Below are 12,281 nucleotides of genomic sequence, written 5' to 3' on the forward strand. Positions count from 1 at the left end.
TATTAGCTGAAAAGGCTGGATTTATCTATTTTCAATAATAAAATGTCTGAAATTGAAAGCCATGGAGGGCAGAGCGCTCTTATATTTGTGAGCAATATAAGTGTGGAACTATGATAAGTATGGCAGGACAATCTGATTAAAAAAATATTTTAAATAATAATGATATGAAGAAAAAGCTATTCAGTTTATTTGCTTTGGCTATTGGATTTCAGACAATTGCCTTATCACAAAATAATGAGTGGAGAGATCCGGAGGTAAATGCTGTAAATCGTGCTCCGATGCATGCCAACTATTTTGCCTATGAATCGCATGATGCTGCCCGTGCAGGTGTGAAGGAAGAATCTGATAATTTTCTGTCACTGAATGGGATGTGGAAATTTAATTGGGTAAGGAATGCCGACCAGCGCCCGGACGACTTTTATCGGTTGGGTTATAACGATAGTGCGTGGGATGAGCTGAAAGTACCTGCTGTATGGGAGTTAAATGGCTATGGAGATCCTATTTATGTTAATGTTGGATATCCGTGGAAGAACCAGTTCAGAACAGATCCTCCGAAAATACCTGTAAAGAACAATCATGTGGGATCCTATCGTAAGGAGATTGTTATACCGGCAGAGTGGAAGGATAAGCAAATCTTTGCACATTTGGGTTCAGTCACTTCCAATATCTATTTGTGGGTAAATGGTAAATACGTTGGGTATAGTGAAGACAGTAAATTGGAAGCGGAATTTGATTTGTCGGGTTATCTCAAACCGGGTAAAAACCTGATTGCATTTCAGGTGTTCCGTTGGTGCGACGGGTCATATCTTGAAGACCAGGATTTCTTCCGTTTTTCGGGTGTGGGGCGTGATTGCTACTTGTATACCCGCAACAAGAACTATATTCAGGACATCAGAGTTACTCCCGACTTGGACCAACAGTATGCCAACGGATCGTTGGATATTGCCCTCCAAATGAAAGGACGGGGTACTGTAGAATTGGAACTATCGGATTCGAAAGGCAATATCGTTGCAAACACCCGGGTGAATGGCTCGGGCAATCTTTCGGCTGCTATGGAGGTTGAGAATCCCCTTAAATGGAGTGCGGAAATGCCCAATCTTTATTGTCTGACGGCTACTTTGAAGAATGGCAATGATATTTTAGAAGTTATTCCGGTAAAAGTAGGTTTCCGTAAAGTCGAGATTAAAGATGCGCAACTGCTTGTGAACGGGCAGCCTGTACTGATTAAGGGAGTCAACCGCCATGAGATGGACCCGGATTATGGATATGTTGTTTCGCGGGAGCGTATGTTGCAGGACATTCGGATTATGAAGCAGTTCAATATCAATGCCGTGCGTACATGCCATTATCCTGATGATAATCTTTGGTATGAACTGTGCGATGAGTATGGTTTGTATGTCGTGGCTGAGGCTAATGTAGAGGCACATGGAATGTTATATACTAATAATCAGCTTTCTAAACACCCGTCTTTTGCCAAAGCACATCTGGAACGCAACCAGCGTAATGTGCAGCGTAGTTACAATCATCCTTCGGTCATTATCTGGTCGTTGGGTAACGAAACCGGTCCCGGTCCTAATTTCGAAGCTTGCTATCGTTGGATAAAAGCGGAAGATGCAACGCGTCCCGTGCAATATGAACAGGCCGGTCATGATTATTATACCGATATTTTCTGCCCGATGTATCTGTGGTACAGCGCTTGCGAGGACTATGCCAAGAGTAATGCCACTAAACCGCTTATACAGTGTGAATATGCGCATGCTATGGGTAATTCTATGGGTGGATTCAAAGAATATTGGGACCTGATACGCAAATATCCGAAATTTCAGGGTGGGTTCATCTGGGACTTTGTTGACCAGTCTGTGCGTTGGAAAAATAAAGACGGCATAGAGATATATGCGTATGGCGGAGATTTTAATAAGTATGATGGCTCTGACAATAATTTCTGTGATAATGGTCTGATAAGCCCTGACAGGATACCGAATCCGCATATGTACGAAGTGGGTTACTTTTATCAGTCCATTTGGACACGTCCCGTCAACCTGCAAAATGGAGAAATAGAAATCTTCAATGAGAATTTCTTCCGTGATCTTTCCGCTTATTATCTGGATTGGCAGTTATTGGCAGATGGTGAATTGGTAGAAGCCGGCACTGTTGGCAATCTTGATGTAGCTCCTCAACAATCGGCAAGACTGAAACTGGACATCTCCGATATAAACTCGTATAAAGACAAGGAACTATTGCTGAATGTATCTTATAAACTTAAAAAGGCTGAAACCTTATTATCTCCCGGATTTACTGTTGCAAAAGCTCAAATGTCCGTCACTCCCTATAAGGCACCCGATATGGCATTAGTGAATGTAAAGAAAGCAAATATAGAATCCGTTGCTCCCTCCGTGAATAATAATGATGGTAATTATCTGATTATTGAAGGTGAGGATTTCATTATCGAGTTTGCGAAGAACAATGGTTTCCTGAGCAGATATAAGGTTGCAGGCAAGGAATTGATGAATGATGGCGGACAACTCGTGCCTAATTTCTGGCGTGCGCCTACTGACAATGATTATGGTGCCAGATTGCAGCACAAATACAGGGTATGGCTGAATCCCAAACTTAAAAGGACTTCATTTACCAACAAGCAGGAGAATGGGACGGTTGTAGTTGAAGCCGGATATGAAATGCCGGATGTCTCTGCTAAACTATATCTGACTTATGTGATAAATAATGCAGGTGAGATAAAAGTTACTCAGAAAATGGCTGCCGGTGAAGCAGAGAAAGTGCCCGATATGTTCCGCTTCGGCATGCAGATGCAGATGCCTGACGAATTCTATAGAATCAATTATTATGGCAGAGGTCCTGTGGAAAACTATTCGGACCGCAATCATGCAACAGATTTGGGAATTTACCGTCAGACGGTGGCTGAACAATTCTACCCATATATCCGTCCGCAGGAAACGGGTACTAAGACTGATATACGTTGGTGGAGACAACTGAACGAAGCGGGTTCCGGGTTGCAATTTGTTGCGGAAGCCCCGTTCTCGGCATCAGCTCTGAACTATACGATTGAATCTTTGGACGACGGATTGAATAAAGATCAGCGTCATTCGCCGGAAGTAATCCCGGTGGATTATACGAATATTTGCATAGACAAGGCTCAATTGGGGCTGGCTTGTGAAAATAGTTGGGGAGCTATCGCTTATCCGCAATACCGCTTGCCGTACGGTAATTATGAATTCAGCTTTATAATGAAGCCGGTATTTAATAAAGTTTATTGATGTGATAAATTCGGATTATGAGAAAATTGTGTTTGTTGTTCTTATTGATAGGAACATATTGTTATGCCGGTGAAAAAAGATGTACGGTTGATTCGCCTGACGGAAAGATACAGTTAGCGATTATTCAAACGGATGCCGGTGAGCTGACTTATCAACTATCTGTGAAGCGTAAACAAGTGATTGAGGCTTCTGCATTGGGATTTAAAACAGAGGATGGGGTGTCTTTTCCTTCCCAAGGATGGAAAATGGGAAAGGTTATCCGTAACAAAGTGAATTCTGTTTGGAAGCCTCTGTGGGGAAAGCGTGCCGTAGTGCCCGATAAATACAATGAGATGAAGTTGTCTTTTGTGAATGAAGCGGAATCATCGGATGCTTTGGAGATAGTGGCGCGGGCTTATAATGAAGGTGTGGCTTTTCGCTATGTGTTGCCTCAGGGGGCGGGTTCTGCACTGGAACTTACCACTTTTAATTTTGCAGGCGACTATACCGCGTGGTATTATAATGGAGAAAGGCATAATATCGGTCCGGAACGATTGACCGAAACAGATGGCGAGCGCTTGCCCGTGATGACGGTGAAGGCTGCGGAAGATTTATACCTGGCTGTACATGAGGCTTGTCTGGATGAGGGTGAACCTTTGAAACTGAAATCGGAAAAGGGGCGATGCTTGTTTTCTGTTTCTGCGAAACCGCATTTGCTTCGTGCGGGATATCAATCGGCATGGCGTGTGGTGCTTTGTGGCAACCGGCCGGGCGATCTGGTGGATTCTCATCTCGTGGAATTATTGAATCCGGAACCTTCCGGAGAATATGATTTCTCATGGGTGAAGCCGGGAGTTGCATTGTGGGACTGGCGTATGAATGGTGCTCAGTGGGAAGGGTTTAATTATACAATGTCCTATCCTTCCTGGGAAAGAGCGGTTGATTTTGCCGCAGAGCAGGGTTTTGCCTATCTGGTTCTTGATGCCAATTGGTATGGACCTGAGTTTGAGCAGGGTTCGGACCCCGTTAAGGGAGATAAGGCCAGGGATGTGCGAAAATTGATTCAATATGGAAAGCAGAAAGGAGTGGGTATCTGGCTGTATCTGAATGATGTGGGAGGACGTAATTATCCGTTGGAAGAAACTTTGAAACAATATGGGGAGTGGGGAGCTGCCGGAGTGAAGTATGGTTTTATGGCCGGAAACCCTGAAGAGAAGAATATTAGAACAAAGAGTATAACGGAAATGTGTGCACGGTATAAATTATTGGTAGATTTTCATGATTATCCGGTGCATCCCTATGGGCAGATGCGGACATGGCCCAATGCTGTGACACGTGAATATTGCAAAGCTCAATTGGACGGACACGAGATCTTCTATCCCAAGACCTTTGTAACTTCGGTATTTGTAAATATGGTAGCCGGCCCGATTGATATGAATAACGGTATGTTTGACCTTCGGCAAGGAAGAACGACACGTTCGGATAACAATCAGGAAGTGCCTTCGACAGTGGTATCGGAAGCTGCACGGACATTGATTACTTTCTCCGGCGCGACGATTATTCCGGATATTCCCGAATATTATCGTAAATATCCAGCTTTACTCCGCTTTTTGTCTGCACAGAAAATGCCTTGGCTGGAAAGTAAGACTTTAGATGGCGAAATAGGGGAATATATCGTAATGATGCGTCAAGCGGAAGATGGAGTATTCTTGATAGGAGCTGCAACTAACGAAGAAAGTAGAACTTTACGTGTGCCGCTGTCTTTCTTAGGTAAAGGAGACTATGAAGCGGAAATTGTAGAAGATGGAGAGAATGCCCATTATTTGAGTAACAGAGAAACGATTAAGGTTTCGAAAAAGAAAGTAACGCGGAATGAAGTTTTGAATATAAAGTTAGCGCCGGGTGGCGGAGCTTGTATCCGTATTGGAAGATTAATAAAACAGTAGCTATCCAGCTACTGTTTTATTAATCTTACTTCATATATTTCACCTATTTGTTTTCTTATGCAAGCGGACTAAACACAACCTTATATGTTTTAACCACCCCTTTATAGTCGAATTTCACAATAGCAGTTCCGGAAACCGATGTTGCCTGGATAATTTCTACTTTCACACTCTTATCAGTCGCTGATGCCGACACAGTAGGTATTCCGGTTGTTCCGGTGGGAAGTTTGTAGACAGCCTCATAGATGTCATAGCCGGTGATACCATTGCTTTCGGTAGAACGTACAGGAGTTTCCGGCACTTCGATTGCTTTTCCGTTTACTTCGATATTTACTTTGGGGACAACCGGACGAACAATTTTCTTCTTGTTGGAACTGAATCCCAATCCGGCTAAATCAAAGAGATCGCTGGTCTCCTGGCTTTCTGCAACGAGGTAGATTGCATGTTTCTTGTCCAAATGGTCAACAAACTTCGATACGTCGATTGTAAACTGTGTTGTTTCCTGTGCCGAATTGGCGGGAACAACTATCTCACCTATCTTCGTTCCTTTCCAGGTTTCGTTATCCCACGGACCGTCTAACCAAACATTCACTTTAAACGTCTTTGATGTTTTCGGTGCAAGGAAGAGGTTGAAGGCTGTTTTGTTTCCCTTTTTGGTTCCTTCGAAAGCTTTCAGGCCCAGTTTATCTTTATTCAATCCGCCGAAGCCGAAGTACTTATATCCTATTATATTGCCGTTCTTCACGTTTGTGATAGGAGCGTGGTTATCCCAGATGTCCCATGAATCCTGTTGGATACGTCCGTCGGAGAGATAACATGCAAATCCTGCGGAATAGTATTGATAAGGATCAAGACCAAATATATGGAAGCCTTCCGAAGTTACTTCCGCTCCTTTGTATTCATTCCCCTGGCTGTCTTTGGCTGTCCAGATTTTATCTTTTGCATACGGATCGTAGGCTCTGATGGAAACCTTGCCGCCTTCCGACACCGGTTTCTTATCCCATTCCACATGAATCGGAGCTACCATAGACTGGCGGGCGTTGCCGAAGCCACGGGGCGGGCGGTGATAGAATACGTACCATTGTCCGTTGATGAGTTCTATACTTCCATGCGTATTGTGTCCTGCATTAGTTGTTTGCAGGCGTGAACCGTCTTGGTTTAACACTGGTGCACGAGAGTCGACCAGAACGCCGCCGCTCTTCCACGGACCCAGCGGAGAGTCACCATAAGCGTAGCGCAAAGTGGAGTTGGAACTGCCCAATCCATAATCGGGACCTGAATGTCCGCTATAAATGGTCACATATTTATTTCCAATCTTACGTATGGATGAGGCTTCAAAGAAGTTGAATGCTTCAAGGTCTTCTCCGGGAAAGATGTGCGGATATGAAATATTCTTCGGCCCACGGTTGTTGCCTCTGCGGACGCCTGCCGGCATGAAATAGGGGATAACCTCTGTTCCGGGGCGTACGGAATACATGGTGTTCTGATCCAGTTGGGCGGCTAATGAGCGTTGAAATCCCCAATATCCATAGGCTCTGAATCCGATTTCATAATCAGGGTCGTCCGGGTCTGTGATGTATTCGATATATACAGACGGGTCGAATCCCAAAATACTTCCGGGCAGGGTTTTCGTGCCGTCGGCGGTCAGGTTGACGGGTGTAAAAGGTCCGTCGGGACGGCTTCCTTTAGCCACCATCGCTTCCCTGTCTCTGCCGCGGCTGTGCGGGAACAGATAATATTCTTTTGTGCCGTCCTTTCTTTTCACTTCAACAAGGTCGGGGGCGTACATCACATCCCATTGTCCTTCTACTTGATAAGTAAAGATAGCTCCTTCGTCACGCCAACTTGATAAATCTTCTACGGGTGCCGACCACATCCTGATGTCCGGTCCGCAATAACTGCCGAAGCGGACATCGTGCGAACCGATGATGTAAGCGCGGAACTTTCCCGGATTGTCGGGGTCTTCAAAAACACGGGGCTCTCCGTCCGGCAGATGCTCCCATAATGGCAGGTACGGGTTACCCGCTCCGTGATAAACAAACTTGGACGTTTTCGGCTGATTATTATTACCGGCTATTGCTTTTGTTATTGCAAACATAGGGACAATAGCAAACAATAATAAAACGACTTGAATTCTTTTCATAACCAATCTAATCTTTTTTATACGTAAATATTTATGTTATTATTTGTTCAATAAGACACCATGCGACAAAAGTAAGCTATCGAAGAATGAGTGGCTTTTGATATTAGATATTTGAATTTCAAAATCAGATATATTTGTGATAATCCTTGTAAGTATTGAGTAAGAAGATAGATTGTTTTCTCATGTGTCTTTTGTTATTTGTTGAATAACAATTGTGCAAAATGATACAGATTATTCCTCCATACCGGCCAGGTGTGTCCACCCGGATATTCGGAATATGTATATTTCAGTTTTAGCGTATCAAACTCTTTAAGCATATTCTGGCAGTTCTGGTAGGCTATATCTTCTTTGCCTCCCATGGCGATCCAGAGTAATCTTAGTTGAGAGTCTATTGCCGCTTTATTCTTGTTGATAAACTCGTATTGGTCATCTGCGATTTTCTGGTAAAAAGGTAGCCATCCGGAACTGAATACACCGAGATGGGCAAACAAATCTGTATGATACAATCCGGCATAAAGTGTCTGTATACCTCCCATGGACAAGCCTGCAAGTGCCCGGCTGTCTGCTTCTTTTCTGACACGGTAGTTATCTTCTACAAATGGAATGACAGCCTGCATCAGCTCGGCTTCGAATGCTTTCAAGGCACCGGCACTGAATCCGGCAGAAGGCATATTGCCATCAAGCATTACTACTAACATGGGTTTGGCTTTTCCTGCTGCGATCAGGTTGTCCATGATCAGGTCGGTCTTTCCTTGTGTGCCCCAGCCGCGTTCGTCTTCTCCACCACCGTGCAGAAGGTATAGAACGGGATATTTCTCGTCTGTGCGGGTGTCATATCCTGCCGGAGTATATACGAAGAAGCGTCTCCACGAGCGGCTTACCTCCGAATAATAACGCTTCATGCGGATATCGCCATGCGGCACATCTTTCAGCGCATAATATTCTCCACCTTCAAAAGGCACTTCAATGCCGCTTGCCATACGTCCCATGCCATAGAAAGTCTCGCTGCTGGGATCAGCTACCGCCACTCCGTCAATCAGTAGTGAATAGTAGTGGAAACCTTCTCCCAAAGAGTCGGTTACTGTTTCCCAGATACCCCCTTCCTGTCTGACCATATCGTATTTCCGTCCCAGGTCTATCTGTACTTTTTGTGCATCCGGGGCTTTTATGCGAAAAATAGCGCGGTGGTCTGCCGTCAGTTGCGGATATTTGGAATTCCGTACGTTGGATTCCGCGCGTGCTCCGTGAAGGCCGTATTTATCGAAGCTTGATGTCTCTACAGGCTTGAATAGCAATTGAGAGAATAGGTAGAGGTCATTCTTCCATACATTGAAGTCGTGCCCGCCCGGCTCCACATAGAAGATGTGGGGAACCCGATGCCGTTGCAGATAGAGGTGAGTGCGCTCGCTGAAGGACATTAGGTTGTCATTGTCCCCGCAGGATATCCACAGTAGTTTCAGTTGTTGTTTGGCAGCTTCCGGATTAGGGACAAGCACTTCGGGTGCTTTGGTATTAGGAGCGGATGAGAACCCTCCTACCCAAGCAAATTTATCCAGATTTCCCAGACCAAAATTTAGGGATTGTCCGCCACCCATTGACAGTCCTGCGATGGCCCTGCTCTCCCGGTTCTTGATTACAGGATATGTCTTTTCAATAAAGGGAATCAGGTCGTTCAGCAGATCTTTTTCAAAAATGGCGAAGCCTTCCACTTTATCCGGAGCCATGATATTGCCCGTAGCGCGGTCATCTTTTATGGCTCTTCCGTTGGGAAGTACTACGATCATCGGCGTTAGTTTGCCTTCGGCATACAGGTTATCGAGAATGACTTGCGGTTTGCCATTATTGAACCATTCCAGTTCATCGCCACCGATACCGTGCAGCAGATAAAGTACGGGATATTTCTTACTTTTGCTGAAGCCGGGAGGGGTATAAACCAATGCTTTCCGCTTCGTACCGACGGTTTTAGAGTTATAAGTCACCGTTTCTATTTTCCCTTGGGCTATTCCTGTCTTTTCTACGTCGAAACCAGCCTGGGAGTGGGGGATACTACTTTGTGCCTGTACCCCGAAGCAATACGCCAATGCGCATACTAAGATGATTGCAATGTTTTTCATGGTTCTGAATTTTATGTCGCAAACATACTGCATTCTGTTTTCTCAGCCCAATAATGATGTTACACGTTTCTTTCATGATGTTACATCTTTTGAAAAATGTACGGAGCAGGTACGGTAGAGTTGCGGTGAAGCTACGAGAGAAGTTTTATCTGAAATCTAAAATCAAATGTCTGAAATTGACAATGACTATAACATAATAGGCCTATTTTTGCATTGTGTCAGATCATATGGAAGTATGATTATAAGTGGAAATAAATAAGGATTAAGAAATGAAGAAAAAATGGATTCTATTGTTACTGATAACGATTAGTTCTACAAGCCTTACTGCGCAGGACGCGCTTTATCCGAACACTTTTCCTCTGGGAGATGTGAGAATAACCGCAGGTCCTTTTAAGCATGCCTGTGATTTGAACGTTAAGGTTCTGCTTCAGTATGATACTGACCGTCTGCTGGCCCCTTTCCTGCGTGAAGCAGGATTACCTAAGAAAGCGGAAACGTATGGTAACTGGGAAAAAGACGGTCTTGACGGGCATATCGGTGGGCACTATCTGACTGCTTTAGCCATTCATTATGCCGCTACAGGTAATCTGGAATGCAAAAAACGCATGGATTATATGGTTTCTGAATTCGCACGTGTACAGCAGGCTAATGGTGACGGCTCTATTTGCGGTTTTCCAAACAGTAAGAAGTTTGCGGAAGAAATAAGAAAAGGGAATGTAGGCATTGTATGGAACTATTGGGTTGCCTGGTATAATATGCATAAAACCTATGCCGGACTGCGGGATGCTTGGCTTTACGGTAAAAATGAAAAAGCGAAAAAGATCTTCCTGAAGTTTTGTGACTGGGGCGTCGACGTTATTTCTAATTTAGACGACCGGCAAATGGAGCGTATGCTGGATAATGAATTCGGCGGTATGAATGAAGTGTATGCGGATGCCTGGCAAATGACCGGCAATCACAAATACCTCGATACGGCGAAGCGCTTCTCACATAAGCAGATTTTCGACAGTATGGCAAGGCGTATTGATAACCTGGATAACAAGCATGCCAATACGCAAGTGCCTAAAGCCGTGGGATATCAGCGTGTGGCCGAACTTAATTCGAAAACCGCTCCGGATTACAATGATTTTATGACTGCTGCTGAATTTTTCTGGGAGACTGTAGTTTCTCATCGCTCTTTGTCATTAGGCGGAAACAGTCGGGGTGAGCATTTTCCCGAAGCAGGAAAATGTTCCGATTATATGCACGAACGTCAGGGACCGGAGTCGTGTAATACTAATAATATGCTGAAACTTACCGAAGGTCTGTTCCGCATGCATCCCAAAGTGGAATATGCCGATTTTTATGAACGTGCCATGTATAATCATATCCTTTCTACCCAGCATCCTGAACATGGGGGATATGTATATTTCACACCTGCTTGCCCCTCGCATTATCGTGTTTATTCGGCACCGGGAAAAGCAATGTGGTGTTGTGTGGGTACCGGTATGGAAAATCATGGTAAATACGGGCAGTTTATTTATAACCATGATACGGCGGATAATGCTTTGTATGTGAATCTTTTTATACCTTCTGAATTAAACTGGAAAGAGAAGAAGATTAAGATTGTACAAGAAACGGACTTTCCGAATGAAGAAGGGACTACGCTGACTGTTAATCCTTCCAAAGCGACACAGTTTAAACTGCTGATACGTTATCCATCGTGGGTGGAGCTGGGAAAAATGCAGGTGGTCTGCAACGGGGTTGATTATGCAAAAAATGCGCAGCCAGGTTCTTATATAGCCATTGATCGCCAATGGTCAAAAGGAGATGTGGTAGAAATAAAGACTCCGATGACCGTGAGAATTGAAGAATTGCCCAATGTACCTAACGCTATCTCGATCATGCGTGGCCCTATATTGTTAGGTGCGAGGACGGGAACGGAAAATATGCCCGGATTAATTGCCGGAGACGGGCGTTGGGAGCATATTGCACACGGATCGTTGGTTTCACTTTTTGACGCACCTTATATTATAGGGGAAAGAAGTGATATTCTGAATAAACTGAATAGTATGAAGCCTGTCGAAGGAAAATCTTTTAGTTTTACTGTTCCCGGTTTGTTTACTCAGGAAAAATATAAGAATCTGATACTTGAACCATTCTATGGAATTCATGATAGCCGCTATATGATGTATTGGCTATCAATGTCCGAGCCGGCATTCAGGGAATATAAACAAGCCGTGGAAGCTGAAGAGCATGGGAGAATGATACTTGACAAGCGTACTGTGGATATAGTATCATCGGGTGAGCAACAACCTGAGTCGGATCATGCAATGAAAACTCAGGATTCGCATCGTGGAGTACATGCCGGTGAGGCTTGGCGTGATGCCCGTAATGGAGGATATTTTGAATATACACTGACCACGAAAGGGAATGAGAATCTCTCATTGATGGTCCGTTATTGGGGAGCTGAGTCTGGTAGCAGGAGTTTTGATATTCTGGTGGATGGTCAAACTATCGCTACGGAGGATATTGTCGGGAAATGGAAGAAAGACTTGTTTTGCAATGTGGAATATAATATTCCGGCCACTTTGCTGAAATCGAAAGATAAAATTACGGTTAGGTTTCAGAGTAAATCGGATACTACAGCGGGAGGGATTTTTGCAGTACGATTGTTAGTTCCCGAATCAATGGTGGTGGATAAATAATGGTAATATAGGGTAGAAAAAAATTAAGTTAGTTAGATAAAGTTAGAGGTTAAATTTAGCACTTGTTTTGATAGGATTTAGAATGGTAGATAGTTTTTGGTAACGGAATAGCAAATGATTGAAAAGCTCGAAGCGATAGAAAT

The 12,281-nt window shown here is 44.1% G+C and carries 5 protein-coding genes; 3 read left to right on the plus strand and 2 right to left on the minus strand.

The window, feature by feature from the left end; translation table 11 throughout:
* Positions 1-164 precede the first annotated feature (164 nt).
* Entirely contained in the window at positions 165-3,272 is a 3,108-nt protein-coding gene (locus tag K6V21_RS05885; RefSeq protein ID WP_224321209.1) for a glycoside hydrolase family 2 TIM barrel-domain containing protein, read from the plus strand.
* A gap of 17 nt (positions 3,273-3,289) precedes the next feature.
* Positions 3,290-5,197, plus strand: a complete 1,908-nt coding sequence (locus K6V21_RS05890; protein ID WP_224321210.1) for a glycoside hydrolase family 97 protein — start codon at positions 3,290-3,292, stop codon at positions 5,195-5,197.
* A 55-nt stretch (positions 5,198-5,252) separates the two neighbouring features.
* Here K6V21_RS05890 and K6V21_RS05895 read toward each other — a convergent pair whose 3' ends face one another.
* Positions 5,253-7,337: a hypothetical protein gene (locus tag K6V21_RS05895; protein WP_224321211.1), complete on the minus strand. Its 2,085-nt coding sequence runs from the start codon at positions 7,335-7,337 to the stop codon at positions 5,253-5,255.
* A 194-nt stretch (positions 7,338-7,531) separates the two neighbouring features.
* Positions 7,532-9,451 carry an alpha/beta hydrolase-fold protein gene (locus K6V21_RS05900; RefSeq protein WP_224321212.1) on the minus strand — a complete coding sequence of 640 codons (1,920 nt, stop codon included), beginning with the start codon at positions 9,449-9,451 and terminating at the stop codon, positions 7,532-7,534.
* Positions 9,452-9,720: 269 nt separating this feature from the next.
* Here K6V21_RS05900 and K6V21_RS05905 point away from each other — a divergent pair, with 269 nt between their 5' ends.
* Entirely contained in the window at positions 9,721-12,138 is a 2,418-nt protein-coding gene (locus K6V21_RS05905) for a beta-L-arabinofuranosidase domain-containing protein (protein WP_224321213.1), read from the plus strand.
* Positions 12,139-12,281 lie beyond the last annotated feature (143 nt).

It is taken from the genome of Bacteroides cellulosilyticus (genome assembly GCF_020091405.1).
In the GTDB taxonomy this organism is placed as follows: domain Bacteria; phylum Bacteroidota; class Bacteroidia; order Bacteroidales; family Bacteroidaceae; genus Bacteroides.

Excerpts from the sequence above, each read along its gene's own strand:
- K6V21_RS05885 (WP_224321209.1), top strand. The coding sequence starts at position 165 with ATGAAGAAAAAGCTATTCAGTTTATTTGCTTTGGCTATTGGATTTCAG.
- K6V21_RS05890 (WP_224321210.1), top strand. The coding sequence starts at position 3,290 with ATGAGAAAATTGTGTTTGTTGTTCTTATTGATAGGAACATATTGTTAT.
- K6V21_RS05895 (WP_224321211.1), bottom strand. The coding sequence starts at position 7,337 with ATGAAAAGAATTCAAGTCGTTTTATTATTGTTTGCTATTGTCCCTATG.
- K6V21_RS05900 (WP_224321212.1), bottom strand. The coding sequence starts at position 9,451 with ATGAAAAACATTGCAATCATCTTAGTATGCGCATTGGCGTATTGCTTC.
- K6V21_RS05905 (WP_224321213.1), top strand. The coding sequence starts at position 9,721 with ATGAAGAAAAAATGGATTCTATTGTTACTGATAACGATTAGTTCTACA.